This is a genomic window from Amycolatopsis albidoflavus, from assembly GCF_039525725.1.
GTDB classification, from domain to species: Bacteria; Actinomycetota; Actinomycetes; order Mycobacteriales; family Pseudonocardiaceae; genus Amycolatopsis; species Amycolatopsis albidoflava.
Genome location: NZ_BAAAHV010000012.1, coordinates 88,357 through 109,793 on the forward strand (window position 1 = coordinate 88,357; position 21,437 = coordinate 109,793).

20 protein-coding genes are annotated in these 21,437 nt (G+C 71.8%); 9 read left to right on the forward strand and 11 right to left on the reverse strand.

Going from position 1 to position 21,437, the window contains the following annotated elements:
- The first annotated feature begins 28 nt into the window (after positions 1–28).
- Positions 29–373 carry a hypothetical protein gene (locus ABD156_RS18855; protein ID WP_344274781.1) on the forward strand — a complete coding sequence of 115 codons (345 nt, stop codon included), beginning with the start codon at positions 29–31 and terminating at the stop codon, positions 371–373.
- A gap of 18 nt (positions 374–391) precedes the next feature.
- A complete protein-coding gene (locus ABD156_RS18860) occupies positions 392–1,105 on the forward strand; it encodes a class I SAM-dependent methyltransferase (RefSeq protein ID WP_344274784.1) in 714 nt (237 codons plus the stop codon).
- 92 nt (positions 1,106–1,197) lie between these two features.
- On the opposite strand, the gene ABD156_RS18865 is transcribed toward ABD156_RS18860, so the two are convergent.
- Positions 1,198–2,376 carry an amidohydrolase family protein gene (locus ABD156_RS18865; protein ID WP_344274786.1) on the reverse strand — a complete coding sequence of 393 codons (1,179 nt, stop codon included), beginning with the start codon at positions 2,374–2,376 and terminating at the stop codon, positions 1,198–1,200.
- A 105-nt stretch (positions 2,377–2,481) separates the two neighbouring features.
- Here ABD156_RS18865 and ABD156_RS18870 point away from each other — a divergent pair, with 105 nt between their 5' ends.
- Positions 2,482–3,933: an amidase gene (locus tag ABD156_RS18870; RefSeq protein WP_344274788.1), complete on the forward strand. Its 1,452-nt coding sequence runs from the start codon at positions 2,482–2,484 to the stop codon at positions 3,931–3,933.
- A gap of 228 nt (positions 3,934–4,161) precedes the next feature.
- Here the strand turns inward: ABD156_RS18870 and ABD156_RS18875 are convergent, their stop codons facing one another.
- The 4 genes from ABD156_RS18875 to ABD156_RS18890 all read right to left on the reverse strand — a co-directional run bounded on the left by ABD156_RS18875 (position 4,162) and on the right by ABD156_RS18890 (position 10,049).
- Positions 4,162–5,367: a cytochrome P450 gene (locus ABD156_RS18875; protein ID WP_344274791.1), complete on the reverse strand. Its 1,206-nt coding sequence runs from the start codon at positions 5,365–5,367 to the stop codon at positions 4,162–4,164.
- 92 nt (positions 5,368–5,459) lie between these two features.
- Positions 5,460–8,522: an AfsR/SARP family transcriptional regulator gene (locus ABD156_RS18880; protein WP_344274795.1), complete on the reverse strand. Its 3,063-nt coding sequence runs from the start codon at positions 8,520–8,522 to the stop codon at positions 5,460–5,462.
- Between the two features lie 29 nt (positions 8,523–8,551).
- A complete protein-coding gene (locus ABD156_RS18885; protein ID WP_344274797.1) occupies positions 8,552–9,376 on the reverse strand; it encodes a DUF4097 family beta strand repeat-containing protein in 825 nt (274 codons plus the stop codon).
- Positions 9,377–9,488: 112 nt separating this feature from the next.
- Positions 9,489–10,049 (reverse strand): CGNR zinc finger domain-containing protein, encoded by a 561-nt coding sequence (locus tag ABD156_RS18890; RefSeq protein WP_344274800.1) that lies wholly within the window; start codon positions 10,047–10,049, stop codon positions 9,489–9,491.
- A gap of 60 nt (positions 10,050–10,109) precedes the next feature.
- On the opposite strand from ABD156_RS18890, the gene ABD156_RS18895 reads away from it, so the two are divergent.
- The 3 genes from ABD156_RS18895 to ABD156_RS18905 all read left to right on the forward strand — a co-directional run bounded on the left by ABD156_RS18895 (position 10,110) and on the right by ABD156_RS18905 (position 13,051).
- Positions 10,110–10,940 (forward strand): alpha/beta fold hydrolase, encoded by an 831-nt coding sequence (locus tag ABD156_RS18895; protein WP_344274804.1) that lies wholly within the window; start codon positions 10,110–10,112, stop codon positions 10,938–10,940.
- Between the two features lie 167 nt (positions 10,941–11,107).
- Entirely contained in the window at positions 11,108–12,571 is a 1,464-nt protein-coding gene (locus ABD156_RS18900; protein WP_344274807.1) for a hypothetical protein, read from the forward strand.
- A 195-nt stretch (positions 12,572–12,766) separates the two neighbouring features.
- Positions 12,767–13,051, forward strand: coding sequence for a hypothetical protein (locus ABD156_RS18905; protein ID WP_344274809.1), 285 nt, complete (start codon positions 12,767–12,769; stop codon positions 13,049–13,051).
- 184 nt (positions 13,052–13,235) lie between these two features.
- Here ABD156_RS18905 and ABD156_RS18910 read toward each other — a convergent pair whose 3' ends face one another.
- From ABD156_RS18910 to ABD156_RS18935, 6 genes are read right to left on the reverse strand one after another with little or no spacing between them, the layout of a single operon-like run.
- Positions 13,236–13,436 (reverse strand): ferredoxin, encoded by a 201-nt coding sequence (locus ABD156_RS18910; RefSeq protein ID WP_344274812.1) that lies wholly within the window; start codon positions 13,434–13,436, stop codon positions 13,236–13,238.
- An 11-nt stretch (positions 13,437–13,447) separates the two neighbouring features.
- Positions 13,448–14,344 carry an acyl-CoA dehydrogenase family protein gene (locus ABD156_RS18915; RefSeq protein ID WP_344274815.1) on the reverse strand — a complete coding sequence of 299 codons (897 nt, stop codon included), beginning with the start codon at positions 14,342–14,344 and terminating at the stop codon, positions 13,448–13,450.
- Positions 14,341–15,450 (reverse strand): acyl-CoA dehydrogenase family protein, encoded by a 1,110-nt coding sequence (locus ABD156_RS18920; RefSeq protein ID WP_344274818.1) that lies wholly within the window; start codon positions 15,448–15,450, stop codon positions 14,341–14,343. Before ABD156_RS18920 ends, ABD156_RS18915 begins: the two co-directional genes overlap by 4 nt.
- Positions 15,447–16,424: a hypothetical protein gene (locus ABD156_RS18925; RefSeq protein ID WP_344274820.1), complete on the reverse strand. Its 978-nt coding sequence runs from the start codon at positions 16,422–16,424 to the stop codon at positions 15,447–15,449. Before ABD156_RS18925 ends, ABD156_RS18920 begins: the two co-directional genes overlap by 4 nt.
- A complete protein-coding gene (locus ABD156_RS18930; protein ID WP_344274823.1) occupies positions 16,418–17,482 on the reverse strand; it encodes a phosphotransferase family protein in 1,065 nt (354 codons plus the stop codon). The genes ABD156_RS18925 and ABD156_RS18930 overlap by 7 nt, the downstream gene beginning before the upstream one ends.
- The gene (locus ABD156_RS18935; protein WP_344274826.1) at positions 17,469–18,110 is read right to left on the reverse strand and encodes a 4'-phosphopantetheinyl transferase family protein; all 642 of its coding nucleotides are present in this window, start codon (positions 18,108–18,110) and stop codon (positions 17,469–17,471) included. Before ABD156_RS18935 ends, ABD156_RS18930 begins: the two co-directional genes overlap by 14 nt.
- Positions 18,111–18,277: 167 nt before the next feature.
- Between ABD156_RS18935 and ABD156_RS18940 the strand changes: the two genes are divergently transcribed.
- The 3 genes from ABD156_RS18940 to ABD156_RS18950 are packed head-to-tail and all read left to right on the forward strand — an operon-like array spanning position 18,278 to position 21,410.
- Positions 18,278–19,405, forward strand: coding sequence for an LLM class flavin-dependent oxidoreductase (locus ABD156_RS18940; protein ID WP_344274829.1), 1,128 nt, complete (start codon positions 18,278–18,280; stop codon positions 19,403–19,405).
- Positions 19,402–20,145, forward strand: a complete 744-nt coding sequence (locus ABD156_RS18945) for a class II aldolase/adducin family protein (RefSeq protein WP_344274831.1) — start codon at positions 19,402–19,404, stop codon at positions 20,143–20,145. Before ABD156_RS18940 ends, ABD156_RS18945 begins: the two co-directional genes overlap by 4 nt.
- Before the next feature lie 20 nt (positions 20,146–20,165).
- Positions 20,166–21,410, forward strand: coding sequence for a cytochrome P450 (locus tag ABD156_RS18950; RefSeq protein ID WP_344274834.1), 1,245 nt, complete (start codon positions 20,166–20,168; stop codon positions 21,408–21,410).
- The last annotated feature ends 27 nt before the right edge of the window (positions 21,411–21,437 follow it).

Genomic DNA, 21,437 nt, shown 5'->3' on the forward strand with positions numbered 1-21,437 from the left:
AAACCGTCCGCAGCACCAGGAGGAAACCATGTCCGCAGACCAGACCGGAGCAGCCACCGCGCGGTACGCGATCGTGGCCGTGCTGGCCGGGATCGTGGTGCTCGCGCTGCTGGACGTCGTCGTGATCTGGAAATTCCACGGCGACACCGCGAGCACCGTCGGCCTCATCGGGGCGGTCGACACCCCGATCGGCGTACTCGTCTCGGCCTATTTCGGCTTCAAGACCGGTTCCGACGCCGGAGCCGCGGGCCGGGCCGCCGCCGAGCAGGCCCGGCAGACCGCGACCGAACACCTGGTGTCACTGGCCGGGCAGATGGCCCCCGAAACGGCGGGTCCCGCGCTGCGTGCCTTGGGTATACCGTCGGGAACCTGACTGAGACGAGGCGAAGACATGCGGCAGGACAAGCCGTTCTTCGGACTGGACGCCCCGCCGATCGTGGCGGCCTATGCCGCGCTCGCTCTCGCGGGCGCGGCGCTGATCGTGGTCGAACTGGCCGGGGTCGTGCACCTCGGCGGTGTCGGATACTGGCTGGCCGCGGTCGGCGTGCTGGTCGCCGGCGCGATGGTCTACAGCTCGCTGCGCGGAAAACTGACGGTCCGCGACCGGCTGCTGCGGCGGCTGCGGATCCGGCCGGACGACGACGTGCTCGACCTCGGCTGCGGGAGCGGCCTGATGCTGCTGGGCGCGGCGAAGATCGCGACCGGGGGAGAGGCGGTCGGCATCGACCTGTGGCGCGGCGCGGACCAGGCGGGCTCCACCCGCGAACGCTGCATGGCCAACGCGCGCATCCTCGGCGTGGCCGAGCGGGTGCGCCTGATCGACGGCGACATGAGCGAGCTGCCCTTGCCGGACGGGTCGGTGGACGTCGTGCTGGCCTGCGTGTCGATCCACAACATCCACGACAAGTCCTTGCGGCAGAAGACAATCCGCGAAGCCGCCCGCGTGCTGCGCCCCGGCGGCAAGCTCGGCGTGATCGACTTCAGCCGGACCAAGGAACACGCGCACACCGCGACCGCCGCCGGGCTGGCCGACGTCGACCGGTCGGGATGGACGTTCGCCATGTACCCGCCGGTGCGCACGGTGACCGCGACCAAACCTGCCTGAATCGGGCGGTCAGGACAGCTCGGCCCGGTATGGGTCGCGATCGAATCGCTGGCTGCGTCGCCACACTGCCAGCACCGGCCTAATCCGGGCGGTCAGGAGAGCCCGGCCCGATACGCGTCGCGATCGAACCGCTCGCCACGCCGCCACACTGCGCGCACCGACCGGGTGGCCGTGATGTCGCTGGTCGGATCACCGTCGACCAGCAGCAGGTCCGCCTGCTGCCCCGGCGCGATCCGGCCCCGTCCGGCCAGCCCGAACACCCGGGCGGGCTCGCTGGTCGCCGCGGCGAGGGCGGCCAGCGGGGAGAGCCCGGCCCGCACCAGGAACTCCAGTTCGCGGTGCACGCTGGCACCCGCCGTGGTTCCGGGATTGGGCGTGTCGGTGCCCGCCAGCAGCGTGCCGCCGTGGCGGTGGATGAGCCGCGTCGTCGCGAGTGCGTTCTCGAGCCGGCCCTGATCGCGGTCGGCGGCGAGGCCCGGCAGGCTCGCCGGATGCAAGTACGGGCGGATCCGGGGATCTTCGGCCAGCCCGCCGCCGTCCCGGCCCTCGAACTGGACCAGCGTCGGCACCACCGTCGTACCGGATTCGGCAATGGCCGCAGCGATTTTCGCGTCGCCGGGCACGTCGGTGAACACGTGCGCCAGCACATCGACGCCCGCTTCCAGCGCCGTGACCGTGGCGGCCCGGGTGCTCACGTGCGCCACGGCAAGCAAACCGTGCTCGTGCGCGGCGAGCGTCAGCGCCGCGACTACCTCCGGCCGCAGACACGGCAGGTTCTGGCCGTACGCCTGCCCGTCCTCGATGATGATCTTGAGGTAATCGGACCCCTCGGCGACCCGATCCCGCACGAACGCCGCCGCCTCTTCCGGCTCGGTGAGCGTGGGATACGGCGGGTAGACGCCGCTTTCGACCAGCATCGCCGGATACCCGCCCGGCGCGCCGGCCCCGGTGCCCGCCGACCGCACCTCAGCCATCCCGGCGCGCCGCGCGGACGACGCCCGCAGCGTCGCCGCGATTTCCGGCGAGGAGAACATGTCCAGCTCCGTCGTCACGCCCAGCGCCAAGGCCTGAATCGGCGAGCCGGGAAAGGAATGGGTGTGGCAATCGACGAGACCGGGCAGCAGCGTGCCGCCGGATGCCTCGACCACCCGCGCGTCAGGCGGCACCAGCACTCGCGACCCGACCTCCGTGATCCGCTCCCCGTCAATCACCACCTCGCCCCGGCCGCCCTCGCCGTCGACGAGCCACGCTCCGCGGATGACCGTGATCACCTTCGCCCCCCCGTCCAGTGTGGACGCTCACTGGCAAATGAGCCTCTCCCTGTTGTGCGAATTCATATTTTATGGCTCCTCCGGGTACCCGTTACGGTCAAATTCATGGAGCGGAACTTTCAGTCGGCCGAAGAACTCACGGCTGCTTTGCGTGCTGGTGAAGTGACGTCGGCGGAGCTGGCCGAGGAGGCAATCGCCCGCATCGAGCGGGAAGACAAGGCGCTCAACGCGATCTGCGTGCCGGACTTCGACCGTGCCCGCGCCGCCGCGCGGGAGGCCGACCAGGCGCGCGCCCGCGGCGAGGACCGGCCGCTGCTCGGCATCCCGGTGACGGTCAAGGAGTGCTACAACGTCACCGGACTTCCCACGACCTGGGGCATGCCGCAGCACCGGGACTTCATGCCCGCCGAGGACGCGGTCCAGGTGTCGCGGCTCAAGGCGGCGGGCGCGGTGATCCTGGGCAAAACCAACGTGCCCTTGGGCTTGCAAGGTTTGCAGAGCTCCAACCCGGTCTACGGCACGACCAACAACCCGTGGAACCACGACCGCACCCCCGGCGGCTCCTCCGGCGGTTCGTCGGCCGCACTGGCGGCCGGCTTCGGCGCACTGTCCATCGGCTCCGACATCGGCGGCTCGCTGCGCACCCCCGCGCATTTCTGCGGCGTCTACGGGCACAAGCCGTCCCTCGGACTGGTAGCGAACCGCGGCATGGTCGCTCCGCCCGGGCCGGCGTTGCCGGTCGACCTGGACCTCGCCGTCGTCGGCCCGATGGCGCGCACCGCCCGCGACCTCGCGCTCCTGCTGGACGTCATGGCCGGACCGGACCCGCTGACGTACGGCGTGGCACACGAGTTAGCCCTGCCACCCGCACGCCACGAACAGTTGAGCGACTTCAGGGTCCTGATCCTCGAAGACCATCCGCTCATCCCGACCAGCGCCGCGGTCCGGGCAGGCGTGAACCGGGTAGCCGACGCCCTGGCCGACGGCGGGGCCAGCGTCGAACGCCACAGCGCGCTGCTGCCCGACCTGACCGAAGCCGCGGCCCTCTACACACAGTTGCTGTTTTCAGGCTCCGTCGCGCGTTTCCCCGTCGACGCGTACGAACAACTGCAGACCCGCGCCGCCGGACTGAGCGCCGACGACCAGTCCCTCGACGCGTCGCGGTTGCGCGGAATGGTGCTCACCCACCGCGATTGGCTGGAGGTCAACAACCGCCGAGAACTGCATCGCCACGCCTGGCGGCAATTCTTCGCCCAGTTCGACGCGGTGGTGTGCCCGGTGACGCCGACGCCCGCGTTCCCGCACGACCACAATCCCGATCTGCTGGCCTGCCGGCTCGACATCGACGGGGTCGAATACCCGTTCTTCGACCAGCTCGTCTGGGCCGGCGTGGCCACCATGCCCGGCCTGCCCGCGACGGCGATGCCCGCGGGCCTGTCCGCCGAGGGGCTGCCGGTGGGGGTGCAGGTGGTCGGGCCGATGTTCGAGGACCGGACGCCGTTGAAGCTGGCCGAGCTGCTGGAGGAGCGGATCGGCGGGTTCCAGGCCCCGGCGTAGGGGGATCGGTGTTCGCCTCGAAGGCGAGGGGTTCGAGGCGAACACCGACGGGCGCTTCCGGTTTCCAGTCCAACATTCCGTTGCGGGCGAAGGCGATCTCGGAGCGGATCAGCGCCAGCAGCCGTCCCGTCCGGAGTTCTCGGCGATCTCCCGCGCGGAGCCCGTGGTGTCGGGCTGAAGGATCGCCTCCCGGTGCCGTCTCGTTCGTCTAAGCTCCTCAGTGGACAGTCAGGACCAGGTGACCGGAAGTTCGTGCACCCCATAGATGTTCATGTTCGTCCGCAACGGCACTTCAGCCGCCGGAACCGCGAGCCGCAGGCCGGAGAAGCGGCGCAGCAATCCCTCGAACCCGGCCCGCATCTCGATCCGAGCCAGCTGCTGCCCGAGGCACTGATGGATCCCGTGCCCGAACGCCACTTGCCCCCGGACCTTCCGGTGCAGGTCGAGCACATCGGGGTTCTCGAAGTGAGCCGGATCGCGGTTGGCCGCGAGCAGCGACACGACCACAGTCGACCCAGCCGGAATCGTCTCGCCGGCGATCTCGACGTCCTCGGTCGCATAGCGGTAGAAGATGTCAGCCACCGACAGGTAGCGCATCAACTCCTCCACCGCATTCGGGAACAGCGTCGGGTCGGCGCGCAGTTCATCCAGCCGCGCAGGGTTCTCCAGCAGCGCGAATGCCCCCAGCGACAGCATGTTCGCGGTCGTCTCGTGCCCGGCCAGCAACAGCAGGAACGCCATGCCGGTCAGCTCTTCGATGCTGAGATCCGAGTCGCGGGCCAGGTCGGACAGGATGTCCTCGCCCGGCTCAGCGCGCTTGTCCGCGCACAGCTGGCCGAGGTAGCCCATCATCCCGCCGAACGCGGCCATCTTGTCTTCGAGGTTCACGTCCCGTTCCATGAACTTCGACGAGTTCGCCTGGAAGGTCTCGCGGTCGGCATACGGAACGCCGAGCAGCTCGCAGATCACCAGCGACGGCACCGGCAGCGCGAACTCCCGCACGAGGTCCACCGGCGGCGCCAGCTGCGCGACCGCGTCCAGTTGCTGTTCGGTGATCTTGATGATGCCTTCTTCGAGCTGCTTCATCCGCTTGACGGTGAACGCGCCGGTGAGCTTGCGCCGCAGCCGGGTGTGGTCGGGGGTGTCCATGCTGATGAACAGGCCGGGGATCTGCGGCGACGGCTCGGTGGCGACCGGCATTCCCGGCGTCTCGTACGGCACGTGGACCACGCCGAGGTCCAGGCGGTTAGAGAACCGCGCGTCGGACATCACCTGCCGGACCGCGTCGTAACCGGTGATCAGCCAGCCCTCGTGGCCGTCCGGGAACAGCATCGGGCTGACCGGGCGGGTTTCGCGCAGCGCGGCGGGCGGGTCGAACGGGCCGGCGTCGCGGTCCATCGGCAGGCCCTTGACCGGGGAAAGCTGCTGGCTCATCGGGAATCCTCTCGTGGTGGCTTGATGTCACCACGATCGCCGAGAGCCCAGACACCGGGCGGTCACGGCGCTGACACGAGCCGGGAGCCGCGTCAGGGTGTGAGGGGTGCCGTGACCAGTTCGGTCCACGGCACTGCCGTGCCCTCGCGGGTGGCCTGGTCGAAGGCTTCTTCGCTGAGGTGGTTGCGCGCCTCCTGCTCGATCCGCGTCACGTCCGGGTTCGACAGGTCTTTCCGGCCCAGCACCTGCGAGCTCGCCGCCAGCAGGCGCGCGGCGTGGTCGTACTGCGCTCGCCGCAGTGCCAGGTCAGCGACTCCGACGACCATCTGCGCGATCACTGGCGCGCGCCCGGTTTCGGCTGCCGCGTCGCAGGCCGCGGCACGGTGTTCGCGTGCCTCGTCGAGGTCGGCGGTGAACCAGGCGCGCAGGTCGTGGTTCGCGGCCCGCAGATGCGGTTGCCGCGCCTCGTCTCCCAGCAGGCTCATCGCCTGGCCGAACTGCTCGAAGGCGTCCTGCTCGTTGCCGTTCCACCGGGCCAGTTCGGTCCGGACCAGTGCGAGCGAAGCCAGGGTCCCGGGCCAGGTGACGCCTTCCGCGAGGCTTTCCGCCTCCGCCAGCGCGGCGGCGCTGGCGTCTTTGTCGCCCGCGAGCCAGTGCAGCCGGGCCTGTCGCATGCGCATCTGGACGACGTCGTCCAGCGCGGCCAATTCGGTGACGACGGCGATCGCCTGGTCGAAATGCTCGCTGGCCTCGGCGAATTCGCCGCGCATGGCCAGGCAGTCGGCGAGTTCGGTCTGCGCGAACGAAATGCCGAACCGTTCGCCGAGCACCCGGAACTCGACCAGCGATTCGTCGAACCAGGATTCGCAGTCCTGGCCGAGCATCATCCGCAGCTTCCCGATGTGCAGCCGGGACAACGCACGCACCCACGGATCCTCGTCGTTCAGCAGCGACTCCCAGGAAGGCAGGAGCGCGTCCAGGTCGCGCAACATCATTTCGAGCGGCACCACCAGCCGCAGCGCCGCGTGGACGTGCCTGCCGTGCCGGCCGAACTCGTACGCCTGGTGGATCCATTCCGCGGCTTCCGGCACGTCGCCGGGTCCGGACGTGACGAACATCGAGGTCAGGGCGTACACCACGGCCCTGGTCTCGTCGGGGACCTCGCCGGGGACCGCGATCGCGGCGCTGATCAGCTCCATGCCCTCGGCCTTGCGGCCCACGAGCCACCAGTACCAGCCGCAGGCGGCGGCGAGCCGCATCGCCGCGTGGGCGTCGCCGGTCGCGAGCGCGCCGCGCATCGCCGAGACGAGATTGTCGTGCTCTGCGTTGAGAATGGCGAGCCACTCAAGTTGCTCGCCGCGGCGGAGGTGGGGTTCGGCGGTCTCGGCCAGTTCGGTGAAGTACACGAGATGAGCTTGCCGGGCGAGTTCGGTTTCCCCGGCCTCGGCAAGCCGTGCGGCGCTGTACTCCTTGATGGTGCCGAGCATCCGGTACCGCGGCTCGCCTTCGCCGAACGCGACGAGCAGGGACTTGTCGCTGAGCGCGGTGAGCAGATCCAGCACCTCGTACTCGTCGACCAGTTCGCCCGCGCAGACCCGTTCGGCCGCCTCCAAGCTCGCGCCGCCGGCGAACACCGACAGCCTGCTCAGCACAAGCCGTTCGCCGTCGCTGAGCAGTTCCCAGCTCCAGTCGACCATCGCGCGCAGCGTCCGGTGCCGGGGGAGAGCGGTGCGGCTGCCGCCGGTCAGCAGCCGGAACCGGTCGTCGAGGCGATCCGCGAGCTGCTCGGCGGACAACGTGCGGAGCCGGACCGCGGCCAGTTCGATCGCGAGCGGCATCCCGTCCAGCGCGGCGCAGATGCGCGACAGCGTCTGGTCGTCGACGAGGTCCGGGCGGCGCGTCGTCGCGCGGTCCCGCAGCAGCTGGACGGCCTCGGCCTGGGCGAGTGGTTCGACCGGCCACAATGCCTCGCCGGTGATGCCCAGCGGTTCCCGGCTCGTCGCGAGGATCCGCAACCCGCGGCACTCGCCGAGCAGCCGATGCGCGAGGGCGGCCGCGGACTCGATGACGTGCTCGCAGTTGTCCAGCACCAGCACCATTTCGCGGTCGCGGATGGCGGAAACCAGCCGATCGACCGGCTGCGCGGAGGACGCTTCGCCGAGCAGCGCGTCGCGCAGACCGAGCCCGGACAGCGTGGCCTGCGCGACGTCGTCGCCGGTCCCGATGGCGGCCAGCTCCACCAGCCAGGCGCCGTGGTGCAGGCCGTCGACCAACGTGCGGGCGGTTTCCGTTGCCAGCCTGGTTTTTCCGGATCCGCCGGGGCCGGTCAGGGTGGTGAGCCGGTGTCGCGACACCAGGTCCCGGACGGCGGCTACGTCGGCTTCTTTGCCGACGTAGCTGGTGAACTCGGCGCGCAGGTTGGTCTTGCGGCTTTCCTCGCGCCGTCCGACCTCGCCGCGCAGCAACGCGACGTGCAACGCGGACAGCTCGGGTGACGGGTCCGCGCCCAGCTCGTCGGCCAGCGTTTCCCGGAGGTGCTGAAACGCTTGCAACGCTTCGGTGTTGCGGCCCGCGGCGGCGAGCGCGCGCATCAGCGCGGCGACAAGCTTCTCCCGTACCGGATGCGCGGCGACCAGGTCGGTCAGTTCGGCGACGAGGTCCGCGCCGCGGCCGAGATCGAGTTCTGCTTCGAACCGGTCTTCCATGGCCGCCAGGCGCAGGGCTTCGAGCCGGGTGGCCGCCGCGTCGAACGCCTCGCTGTCCTGCAAGCCGACGTCCTGCATCGCCGGGCCGCGCCACAACTCCAGCGCTTCGCGCAGCCGCCCTGGCCCGTGGTCCCGGGCCTGGGCGACGAGCCGCTCGAAGCGCATCGCGTCGACCGCGTCCGGGTCGAGCGCCAGCCGGTAGCCGTCGGTCAGTCCTTCGACGACGGCTCCCGGCAATGCCTTGCGCAGCCGGGAAACCAGGCGTTGCAAGGCATTCGCGGCCTCGGCGGGCGGCTGCTCGCCCCAGATCCAGTCGATCAGCGTCGCCTTCGGGACGACCTGGCCCGGCCGGAGCGCGAGGGCGACGAGCAGCCCGCGCAGCCGCGCGCCAGGAACGTCGGCTGCCTGCCCGTCGAGGACCTCGAACGGACCCAGGATCTTGATCTGCACCTGCTCGATCCTGCCATCCGATCGGGTGGTCAGGCAGCGGGATAGAGAACGATGTCGTCGAGCCGCGTGCGGGCGTGGACCTTGAGCGCGGCGCCGGAGCTGTCGGGCGTGCCGAGCGTGCTGCGGACCAGGCCTTTCGTGCTCTTCGCGTCGACGTCGGCGGCGATGCCAGCGCTGACGCCGACCTCAATCCCGCCGGCCGCGTTCGACAGTTCCACCTGGCCGCGCGTGACCCGCCCGATCCGGATCGGGCAGTGGGCCGCCTTGGCGACGACGCTGCCGTCGGCCGTCCCGATGTCGAAGCTGCCGTTCGCGCCGCCGAGGTCGATGTCGGCCCGGGCGTGGCCGATCCAGACCTTGCCGCTCGTGCCCTGGTAGCGGATCTCGCCGTCGGCCTCGCCGATTCGCAGGCCCGCGGTGCTGCCCTCGATGACCGCTTCGCCGGCGACGTGGCCGACCGCGAGCCCGCCCGCGCCGAGGTTGCCGCGCAGCGCGGCGACCCGGTCGAGCTGAACCTGGCCCGAGCCGATGTTGACCTCGCAGTCGCCGAGGATGCCGTCCGCCCGCACCTCGGTCCAGGCGGTGTTCAGGACGAGCTTGGACCCGGCGGGCAGTTCGATCGCGATGTCGACGGAGCCGGTCCGGCTGCCGGATTTGGTCGTCTTGACCGAGAGCACGCCGTCGGCGAACTCGACCTTGGTCTTCTCGGCGACCTTCACGTCGGTGGAGTTCGCCGCGTTGACGGGCTGAACCCGCACGACGGTGTCGGTGCGCTCGCTGGCCGCGATCCGGACGCGGGCGCCAGCGGCGGTGAGGGTGGCGGTGATGGGGTTCGGGGTGGTGAACGTGGACATTTTCGGTCTCCCTGGTTGGGCTTGGCGGTTCGTTGTGACCACATTCGCCCGCTGGGGAGACACGCGGCTGTCACGGCTCAGACGCGGAGGATCGCCGGTGTCAGCGGCGGTGTCAGCTCCGTTCGCGGCTGCGAGCCCGGTGGTTGGCGACGCTGACGCGGTTGCCGCAGAGGTCGGGCATGCAGTAGCGACGGCGTCCGGCACGGCTGGTGTCGACGAAGACGCCGTCGCAGTCCGGTGCGGCGCAGTGCCGGAACCGGTCGTGACCGAGAGCCTGCAGTGCGCCGAGCAGGCCGGTCCCGAATACCGCCGCCAGTTCGTCGGCCAGCGACGCGTGCGGTGCGGTTTCGGCGTGCCACTGCCAGCGGCCGTCGGCGTCGCGGTGCAGCCGGGGCCCGGTTCCGGCGCGGGCGACCAGTTCGCCTGCCCGGCGGGCGGCCTCGTCCTCGTCCGCCTCCAGCACGGCGCGGATCTCGTCGCGGAGGCCGTGCACCCGCGCCAGGTCGTCGCTCTTCCTCGGCGCGTCCGGGCGGAGGCTGTGCTCGGCGAGAAACCGGTCCAGGGAGGCGGAATCCGGGAGCGCGTCACCCGCGCTGCGCACCCGGGGAGACGTGTTGACCAGGTCCGTCGCCGCGGCAGCCCCGGCTACGTAACCCTTAAAAGCTATCTGCACACCTTACTCCCTGCTAGGGTAACCGTTGCAAGATGACTTTACCCCTTACGGAGGAGTGTTATGACCACGTGCACCTCGACCTGGCCGCTGACCGACCGGATCCGGGTGTCCGGCGGTGAGGTCGCGGCCGGTGTCTTCGGCGAAGGGCCGCCGGTGATCCTGACCCACGGCACCCCGGCGTCGTCCTATCTGTGGCGCGAAGTGGTTCCGGTGCTGGCCCGCCGGCACACGGTGCACGTCTGGGACCTGCTCGGCTTCGGCGATTCCCGTCCCGGCCCCGGCATCGCCCCGTCGATCGCCCGGCAGTCCAGGACCCTCGCCGAGCTGGTGGCGCATTGGGGGCTCGATTCGCCCGCGCTGGTCGGCCATGACATCGGCGGCGGGATCGTGCTGCGGGCGCATCTGGCCGACAACGTGGCCGTCAGCAGGCTGGCGCTGGTCGACGCGGCCGTCCTCGGTCCGTGGAACACGCCGTTCACCGAGCACATGCAGCGGCACGCGGACGCTTACCGCACCATGCCGCCGCACGTTTTCGCCGACATCATCGCGCCCCGGCTGCGCACCGCCACCCACCGGGCGATGCCGGACCAGGTCGCCGCCGCGTATCTCGCGCCGTGGGCCGGAGCCGAGGGACAGCAGCGCTGGATCGACCAGGTCGCCGCCGTCCGCTTCGACGACGTGCGCGAAGTGGCGCACCGGCTGGACCGGGTCGCGGTGCCGACCTTGGTGCTCTGGGGCGAGCGCGACCAGTGGCTCGACCTCGCGACAGCCGACCGGCTCGCCGCGGCGATCCCCGGCGCGCGGCGGGAGAACCTCCCCGGCGCGGGGCATTTCGCGCCCGAGGACAATCCCGCCGATACCGCCGAGGCGCTCCTGCGCTTTTTCGGCTGACCGGGGCCGCCGATAAGAAATGGTGATCGGGAACAATGCGAACGCAAGCGAAAAGGAACGGATTTCCTGCGCCACTCGGCCCAATTCGTCGCGGAATCGCTTTCGGTGATCTCCGGTTGTGGTGCACTCGGCCGCCGGAAGGTCTTCGCGAGCAAAGGGGATAAGTCGTGGTGATGCGTTCCTTGCTGGGTTCGAGTGTGCTGGCGGTCGGAGTGCTGTCGACGCCAGGGACGGCCGCCGCGCCGGTCCCGTGCGACGCGGCCGGCCTCAGTTCCGCCATCGCGGCCGCCAACGCGCATCCGGGCAGTTCGCTCGATCTGGCGGAGAATTGCACTTACCAGCTCACCGCGGCGCTGCCCGCGATTACCGCGCCGACGACTGTCAACGGTCATCACGCCACTCTCGCCCGCACGCAGACGGCCGCGCCGTTCCGCATTCTCCGCACTGACGCGGCGGGAGTGTCGATTTCCGATCTTTCGGTCACCGGCGGCCGCACCGCGCCGGGCGAAGACGGCGGCGGCATTCTGAACACCGGTGCGCTGGCGCTGATCCGGGTGACGATCCGCGGCAATTCCACCGGCGACGGCGCGCCCGCGGCGGACGGCGGGTCCGGGGGCGGCGTGTTCAGTTCGGGCGGCACGCTGTCGATCACCGACAGCACCGTCACCGGCAACGGCACGGGAAACGGCGGCCCCTGGGCCAGGGTGGGCACGGGAGGTTTCCCCGGTTCGGGCGGCAACGGCGGCGGAATCGCGGTCCGCCAGGGCGCCTTGACGGTCGAGCACAGTTCGGTCGGCGGAAACCGGACCGGGAACGGCGGAGACGGTTCGGCTGCTCCCGGCACCGAGGGGGACACCTGGGCGCACGGCGGACACGGCGGCGGGATCTGGAGCACCCAGCGCACCACGGTCACCGACAGTTCCGTGTGCGACAACAAGGCCGGGGTCGGCGGGGTCGGCGGGCCGGTCGGGAGTTCGCCCAGCGGATCCGCCGGTCATGGCGGACCCGGCGGGAACGGCGGCGGAGCTTACGTCGCGGGCGAAACGACGTTTGCCCGCAGCACGGTGTGCCGCAACACTTCCGGCGACGGGGGCGCCGGAGGCGCTGGGACGACTCGGGGCTACGACGGAAACGCCGGCGACGGGGGCGGAATCTGGACCGGCGCGGGCGCGGCGACCCTTGACGGCACGACGATCGCCGACAACCGCACCGGCTCGCCCGGCACCGTCCGGCCGGGAACCCCCGGCTCCGGCGGCGGGGTCTACGACCACACCGGCGAGCTGACCGTCACCGGCGGCCAGCTCGCCCGCAACCGCGCCGGGCAAGACGGCGGAGGAGCCGCGCTGCACAGCATTCGGAAGCGCCCGGTCGCGCAATTCCGGATAACCGGAGCGAGGATCGCCGACAACCTCGCGGGCGGCAGCGGCGGCGGCATCGCGATCTCCAGTGTCCACGGCGGCGCGACCCAGGTTCTGGCCGACAGCGTCGTCACCGGGAACACCGCCGCAGCCCGGGGCGGCGGGATGCACGTCGGATCCGGCAACACGGTGAAACTGGACCACGCCGCCATCACCGGCAACCATCCCGACGACTGTGACCCGGTTGGCTGCCAGGGGGCCGCTTCTGCCTGACTGCCGAGCATCGGATTGCGGTCGGCGCCGCCGGTAGTGCGCATTGCAAGCCCCATAAATCACGCGGGTGCACGGGAGTTCTCAATCGCACTCGTTCGGGGCGCGATTTCGGCGGCGTCACGCTGATGCCGGTTGATTCCCGAGTGCGGCCCGGTCGGTGGCAATGACCGCCTTCGCGTGTCTTCAGTCCGGGCGGTGGCTGTTGAGGTGCCGTTCGGTGCGGGCAGCGTGGTCGTGGCGTCCGCGCCGGTGAAGGGGCTCGCGGACGGCACCGAGATCGGGAAGAGCCAGCTCTGCCGCGACACCGCGTACCACTACTGGGCGTTCGTGCGCTTCTACTCGCCCCTCAACTCCAGTACGTGGGGACAAGCCACCCTGGACGGCATGTCCGGGAGCTACACCCTCCAGGCGGTCGGCGAGGTCACCAGCAGCCACACCGGCAATGTCTACGCCCAAGGCTGGACACCGATCACCCGCTGAGAACGGCGGGGCGCGGCCCGGCCCCGCACGGTCGCGCCCCGGCACCATCTCTCCACTGTGGACTGTGTGCGCTATTTCCGGCCCAGCTCGGCAAAACCGCTCCCTGCTCGCCCCGCGAGCGCCGGAACGGAAGCAGGCGCGAAGGGGAGCGACGACAAGCCCCCCCATCCGAACCAGGTCGCGCTCAGCTGTCCTCGGTGACCGTGATGACCATGCCCGGGCACGATTCCGCCGCGTCGCGCACCGCATTCTGGTGCTCGGCAGGCGGATTCGGGTTCAGCAGCACCACCGTCCCGGTGTCTTCGCGCTGGTCGAAGACATCCGGGGCGAGCACCGCGCACTGGCCTGCCGAACAGCACCGGCGTTCGTCGATCTCCACCTTCATCTCGGTTCTCCTCAGTGTCGACTGTTCTCGTCTAGGACCAGGCCGGCCAGTTCGTCGTGCAGCCCCGGCTCGGCGAAGGACTGGGCACGCCGGTACAGCGCCGCGATCGGGTGGTCGGCGAGGAATCCCTGCGCGCCCAGCGTCTGGACGGCCGTCTCGGTCGCGTGCGCCGCGGCCGACGCGGCGGCCAGCAGGGCGGTCAGCGGCGGTTCGCCCGCGCTTTCCCCGTCGAGCGCGGGGAGCGCGCGGGGGACCAGCGCGGCCGCGGTTTCGATCTCGGCGTAGACGTCGGACAACCGATGCGACACCGCCTGGAACCCGCCGATCGCGCGGCCGAACTGGATCCGGTTTTTCGCGTGTTCCGTCGCGAGCCGCAACGCGGCGCGCGCGACCCCGAGTGCTTCGCAAGCGGCCAGTGTCCGGTAGCGGCGGCGCAGTCCGGGCAGCAAGTCGAGTCCGGCGACGCGTTCGGCGGGCGTGTCTTCGAGGGTCACCTCGGCGAGCGGTCTTGTGGGGTCCATTGTGGACAGGAAGCGCGGGTCCGCGTCGCGGCAGCGGACAGCGAACAGCGCGGAGCCCGGGACGAGGAGCACGCCGTCGGGACCTGGCCACGGAACCCGGACCCGCCCGTGCAGCCGGGCCGAACCGGTGGCGGTGCCGCTGACCACGAGGGCAGCGGGGGAGCCGCGGTGCCACGGCGCGACCGCGGCGGTGACCAGCCAGGGCTGCGGGAGCAGCACGGCGCCGCTTTCCTCGGCGAGCAGGGCCAGCGCGGCCGGGCTCAGGTTCTCGTCGAGCCAGCCTTGCCGGACCAGAGCGGGCCAGTCCGGGCCGCTGGAGAGCAGGTCGCGCGCGGCCTCGGCAAGCGCGCGATGTTCGGCGGCGAGCACGCTCACGGGGCGGTTCACCGGGCCCTCGGCAGGCCGAGCACCCGCTCGGCGAGGACGTCGCGCAGCACCTCGGAGGTGCCGCCTTCCAAGGTGGCGCCGCGGCTGCGCAGCCGGGCGTGCCGCCACCGGGCGTGATCGGCGGAATCGCCGTCGCCGAGCAGATCGAAGGCCAGCGCCGCCAGCCGTTGCTCGGCCCGCGACCAGCGAAGCTTGACGATCGAGGCCTCCGGGCCCGGTTCCGCGCCCGCGACCCGATGCGCCGCCGCACGCACCCCGGCGACCTCGATCCACACCCGCGCGACCCGGTCCCGCGCCACCGGGTCGCGGTCGAGGCCGCGCCGCCGCAGCATGGCCGTGAACTCGGCGAATTCGGCCGAAAGCGCCGCGGCGAGCCGGACGCCGAAGGTGCCGCGTTCGTGCGCGAGGGTGGTCATGGCGACTCGCCAGCCGCCGCCGACCGGCCCGAGCACCGCGTCGGCGGGCACCGGCACCTGGTCGAACAGCAGCTCGCCGAACCGGGTTTCGCCGGACAGCTGGCGCAGCGGCCGGACGGTGACGCCTTCGGTGCGCAGGTCCACCAGCAGGCAGCTGAGGCCGCGATGCCCGCGGGAGCCCGGTTCGGTGCGGGCGAGCAGCAGGCAGTGGTCGGCGACCGGAGCGCCGGTCGACCAGAGCTTGTGCCCGTCTACCACGAACATTCCGTCGGCCTCCGCCGCGCTGGTGCGCAGCGCGGCCAGGTCCGAACCCGCCTCCGGTTCGGAGAACCCTTGGCAGAACAGGGTTTCCCCGGACAGGATCCGCGGCAGGAAACGGTTTCGCTGGTCGGCGGTGCCGACAGCGAGAATGGCCGGGCCCACCATGCCGAGCCCGATGATCCCCACGTGGTCGCCCCGCCCGGCCCGCACGAGTTCCTCGGCGGCGATGGCGTCGAACGCCGCGGGCAGCCCGCGCCCGCCGTGCTCGACGGGCCAGCTGACCCCGGCGAATCCCGCCGCGTGCAGCGCCGAGCTGAACTCGCGGATCTCCTCCCGGGCGGGGAACCCGTCGGGCCGCGCGGCGGGCGCGGGCCGCGCGGCGAGCCAACGGCGCACCTCGTCGCGGAACGCGGATTCGGCGGGGATCACGAACTCTCCTCCGGGAAGAAATGGTGGTGGGCGCACCCGGTGACCTCGTAGATCGCGGTGCCGGTGCGGCCGTCGGACGTGTGCACGGAAACCTGGTGCAGGCCGCCGCCCCGGCGGCCGTACGGCGCGATCCACTGCCCGCGTCCGTCGACGGTGACCGAGCGGCCGTCGGAGAGCACGAAGACGACCCGGCCGCCGAGCCCGTCCGCGCGCTGGGCGGCGCCGGCGCCGCGCACCGGCGCTCCCGCCGGATCCAGCCAGTCGAGGTCGTACCGGAGATCCGCGAGCGGCACCGGCTCCCCGCCGCCGTCGGGGGCCCAGCAGCCGTCGAGGTAGTGCCTGCGGCCGTCGGCGTGCTCCCACAGCCAGGCGCTGAGCATTCCGTCCGGCAGCTGCACGGCCAGCCAGATCCACAATGGACACCGCGGATGGCGGCGGATGCCCCAGGAATGGTCGCGCTGCCCCCACCACCGCTCTACCGCGACGGTGCGGCCGGAGCTGACGTATTCGCCGTCGAACCAGCCGGATTGCATGACCTGGCGCTGGTCCCACACCGGCGCGCCGTCGACGACGAGGGTGCCGCGGCGGGTCAGGTACGGCCGGGTCCGCGCGGTCCAGGTCAGCTCCATCCCGCCGAAACCCCGCGCGCCGGGGCCCGCGCGCAGCACGATCCGCTCGTACGGGCGGACGATCTCCACCGAAACCGGGCCGGCGACCGGGGTGTGCGGATCGTCGCCGAACGGCCGCGACGCGCGGGAGAAGAACAACTGCCCGCCGAGCCTGCCCATCTGGTAGCTGTCCATCGCGCGCCGGGCCGGGTTGGCCGCCATCGTCAGCACCAGCGCGTCCTCGAGCCGCCGCGGATGGTGCGCGGCGAAAAAGTAGCTTTCCCGCCAGTGCCGGTCCGGGCCGGCCACCGCCGAGAGCGGTTCCGGGATCTGGTGTGCGAGGCGTTCGTCGGCGTCGGTCAGCACATCGACTCCAGCAGTCGCAGGGCGTCGTGGTCGGCGGCGTGCGCGGCGTGCCGTTCGGCCATCGCCGCGAACATGCGGTCGGCGTCCGTGCCGGATTCCACCAGCATCGAGCCGACGACGGTCATGTGCATCCCGGACAGCGTGCCCAGCCGCAGGGTCCGGTGCAGCCAGCCGTCCGGCACGGCGGTCCCGTGCGCCCGCAGCGTGCGGACGTAGCGGTCCACCAGCGCGGCTTCGTGGCTGCGGCGCAGGTCCGGGTCGAGGCTGCCGCCGAGCAGGTAGGCGAGGTCCTTGGGGCCGGGGCCCGCGGACAGCGTCTGCCAGTCGAGCACAGTGACGCGACGGTGCCCGCGAACGGTCCGGAACAGCAGGTTGTCGAGCCGGTAATCCCCGTGCAGCAGGGTGAACGGCGGTTCCCACAGCGCGGTCCATCCGCGCACCGAACGCTTGAACCGGGCCACCGTCGCCGCGGCCGCGGCGCTGAGCCGGTCTCCGAAGCGGTCCAGGAACCGGTCGCACAGCAACTGGTAGAGCGCCGCGGTGCGCCGGTGCTCGGCGGCGCCCGGGGGAGGCGGCAGCTCGGCGGACCCGCTGAACTGGGCGTGCAACCGGGCCAGCGCGTCGACCGCGGTCTCGGCCTCCGGCAGCGTCGCGCCCGCGGCCTGGTCGCCGACAGCTCCGTCCACCCAGTCCAGGATCAGCACGAATCCGCCGTCGTCGTGTGCCTCGGCGGCGTGGCACCGGGGCACGTCGACGCACACCCGCTCGCCGAGCGTGCGGTAGAACTCGACCTCGGTGGCGTACTGGTTGCCGATCGTCCCCGTTTGCCTGCTCACCGGTCCGGCCGCGGGGAATTTGCCGACCACCGCCGCCGGACCGCCCGGCCCGTCCCACGACAGTCCGAACCGGACACAGCGGCCGAGCCTGCCGCGGGTGAGCTCAGTGCGGGTGATCCCGGTCAGCACGCTCTCCGGCTCGGCGCGGTGCAGGACCGCGCCGAGCCATTCCGGCGTGACGTCTTCCGGGCCGGTCACCCGGCGCGTCTCAGCGGAGGCCATCGGCGGGCACGGCAACGGCGGTGACGATCCGGCCGCGGTCGACCGCGTAACGCCCGCGCACGGGCGCGAACGGCGCGGGCAGCTCGACCACGAAGCGGCGCCGAATCGGGTCGAGGCTCAGATGCACATCGGTGAACCCCAGGTCGGATCCGGTCATCGGGAACCACGCCTTGTAGACGCTCTCCTTGGCGGAGAACACAATCCGGTCGACGTGCACGCGCGTCGCGGGCAGGGCGGCCAGTTCGCGCCGTTCGGCCGCGGAGGTGATCCGGGCGAACATCCGGGGCGAGAGGGGGCGGTGCGGTTCCGCGTCGATCCCGACCGCGCGCACCCGGCACGCGCGCGCCACCGCGGCCGCGCGATAGCCGGGGCAATGCGTGATGCTGCCGACGATCCCGGGCGGCCAGCGAGGTTCCCGGTGCGGTCCGCGGCCGACCGGTCCGGCGGGCGCGCCCAGTGCCCGCAGCGCCGCCCTGGCACAGCTGCGGCCGGTCGCGAATTCGGCGAGCCGGGGCCGCCGCGTCCGCGGCTCCAGCGCCCCGAGCTCCGGGAAGTCCGAAGTGGACGGATCGACGTCGGCCGTCGTCTCCGCGCCGGCCACGGCGGCGGGAAGAACGTGCTCGATCAACGGGGCTCCCTCCCAGCGCTTGCGGCCCAAGTGAAGGCGAGCCGCCCGCGCGCTGTCAATCCGTGCAACCCGTTGCCGCACAGGGGAACCGGCTTGACCGGGCTGCCCCGGCGATGGTCGACTGACCGCCGCGGCAGGCACTTTTTCCTTCACCGGGACGGTTTTCCATGGCCTTGCACCTGTACTGGTTCATCCCCGGACACGGCGACGGACGGGACGTCGCCCGCGACGGCGCGGCGAATGTCCGGCGCGATCCCGACGCCGGCTATCTCGCGCAGGTGGCGCGCGCCGCCGAACAAGCGGGCTTCACCGGCGCGCTGGTTCCCTTCGGGCTGTTCTGCGAGGACCCGTGGCTCGTCGCGGCCGCGCTGAGCCGGGAAACCGCGCGGCTGCGGTTCATGGTCGCGTTCCGGCCGGGCACGGCGAGCCCGACGCTGACCGCGCAGATGGCCGCCACCTGCCAGCGCCTGACCGGCGGCAGGCTGCTGCTGAACGTGGTCTCCGGCGGCGATCCGGAGGAACTGCGCCGCTACGGCGACCACCTCGGCCACGACGAACGCTACGCGCGGGCCGGGGAATTCCTCAGCGTGCTGCGCGGGGCGTGGACCGGTTCGGTGGACCACGAGGGCGAGCACTACCGGGTTTCGGGCGCCACGGTGATCCGGCGCCCGGACCCGCTGCCGCCGATTTTCCTCGGCGGCAGCTCGGAACCCGCGCTGCGCACCGCGATCCGGCACGCGGACGTGTACCTCGCCTGGGGCGAACCGCCGGACCGGATGGCCGCGCAGGTCGCCCGGGTGCGGGCGGAAGCGGCGGCGGCCGGCCGGGCGCTGCCGTTCGGCACCCGGATGCACGTCATCTCCCGGGACACCTCGGACGAGGCGTGGGCCGAGGCCGACCGGATCGTGGCCGGGATGAGCGACGGCCTGGTCGAGCGCAGCCAGCGGAGGTTCGCCGCGAGCGATTCCGAAGGGCAGCGGCGGATGGCCGCGCTGCACGGCGGCAGCCGCGACGGACTGGAGGTGCACCCGAACGTCTGGACCGGCTACGGACTCGGCAGGCAGGGGCCTGCGCTGGCGCTGGTCGGTTCGCACGAGGAGGTCGCCGACAGGATCGCGGAGTACCACGAACTCGGCGTCGACCACCTGATCCTGTCCGCGCAGCCGCATCTGGAGGAGGCGTACCGGCTCGGCGAAGGCCTCGTGCCGCAGCTGCGCCGCCGGGGACTGCTCGCCGCGCCCGAGGACGACATCGCCCCGGCCCGGCCGCCGCTCGCGGCCGGAACGCTCCGATGACCGCGGCGAAAACCCGGACCGCGGAGCAGGAATTGCTGCACCGCAAGCAGCGGCTCGCGGCGACGCTGCGGCTTTTCGCCCGGTTCGGCCTCGCCGAGGGAATAGGCGGGCACGTGACCGCGCGCGACCCGCGGCGTCCGGACCGCTTCTGGATCAACCCGTTCGGCAAGAACTTCGGGCACGTGCGGGTCAGCGATCTGCTGCTGGTCGACGAGGACGGCGCGGTGGTGGAGGGCGAGGGCCGGGTGAACCCGGCCGGGTACACCATCCATGCGGCGATCCACCGGGCGCGGCCCGAAACGGTCGCCGCCGCGCACACGCACTCCCTGCACGGGCGGGCGTTCGCCAGTCTCGGCCGTCCGCTGCTGCCGATCTGCCAGGACGCGTGCGCGTTTTTCGAGGACCACACCGTGTTCGATGGCTATTCCGGAGTCGTGCTCGCCGAAGAGGAAGGCACGCGGATCGCCGAGACACTCGGCGACCGCAAGGCGGTGATCCTCCGCAACCACGGCCTGGTCACCGTCGGGGGCTCGGTCGAAGAGGCCGCGTGGTGGTTCATCGCGATGGACCGGGCGTGCCAGGTGCAGTTGCTCGCCGAGGCAGCCGGGACTCCCACGACCGTCAGCCGCGAAGCGGCGTTGAGCGCGCGAGCCGACATCGGGGCGCCGTGGCTCGCGAGGGCGAGTTTCCGGTCGCTGTACGCGGACCTCGTCCGCACCGAACCCGATTTCCTGGACTGACCCGACTCGAAGGGGGAGCGGTGCACGTGCCCGAACGGTGCGGGATCGCGGATCCGGCGACTTACCGCAGCGGTCCGCCGCACGCCGAGTTCGCGCGGCTGCGCGCGGAAGAACCGGTGAGCTGGGTCGAGGAGGCCAGCCTGCTCCGCCGCGGCCGCACCGGCGAGGTCGTGCAGCGCGGCGACGGGTTCTGGGCGGTCACTCGGCACGCGACAGTGGTCGAGGCGTCGCGCTCGCCCGAGGTGTTCTCCTCGGCGGCGGGCGGACCGTTCCTGACCGACGCGAAATCGCCCGCGGACCTCGACCGGACGCGCCAGCTGCTGGTCGGGATGGACGCGCCGGAACACGCGAAGCTGCGCAAAGCGGCCACCGGCGCGTTCACGCCGAGAGCGGTGCGCGCGCTGGAGTCGTCGATCGCCGCGCACGCGAAACGCCTGGTGGCGGACGCGGTCGCGGCAGGCGGGGCGGACGCGGTGGCCGATCTGGCCGCCGAACTGCCGCTGCTGGTGCTGGCCGACCTGCTCGGCATGCCGAGGCAGGACCGCGGCCTGCTCTACCGGTGGAGCAACAACCTGGTCGGCTTCGACGACCCGGAGTACGGCGGCGGGGACATCGAGGCGTTCCAGCGGACTTTCTTCGAAGCGTTCGCGTACGCGATGGAGGCGGCGCGGGAGCGCAAGCGGCGGCCGGGCGAGGACCTGGTGAGCCGGCTCGTCGCCGCGGACGTGGACGGCCGGAAGCTCACCGAGAAGGAGTTCTGCCACCTGTGGCTGCTCCTCGTGGTGGCGGGCAACGAGACGACCCGGCACCTGCTGTCCGGCACGCTGGAGCTGTGCGCGGACGACCCGGTGCTGCCGCACGCCCTGCGCGACGGCGCCGACCCGGCGCTCGCGGTGGAGGAACTGCTGCGCTGGATCACGCCGATCATGCAGTTCCGCCGGACCGCGACGCGCGACACCGAACTCGACGGCCGCCGGATCGCGGCCGGGGACAAGGTCGTCCTCTACTACATCTCCGCCAATCGCGACGAGCGCGCGTTCGCCGGACCGGACCGGTTCGACCCGGCCCGCCCCGACGTCCGGCACCTGGCCTTCGGGGCGGGGCCGCACTACTGCCTCGGCGCGCACCTGGCCCGCGCCGAGGGCGTCGCGTTCCTGCGGGAGCTGGCCCCGCATCTGCCGCGGCTGCGCCGGGCGGGCGCGACGGTGCGGCTCGAATCGAACTTCATGAACGGCATCAAGGCGCTCCCGCTCGAGTTCGGGTGAGCAAACGCGGAAATGTGGCAGTTGCAC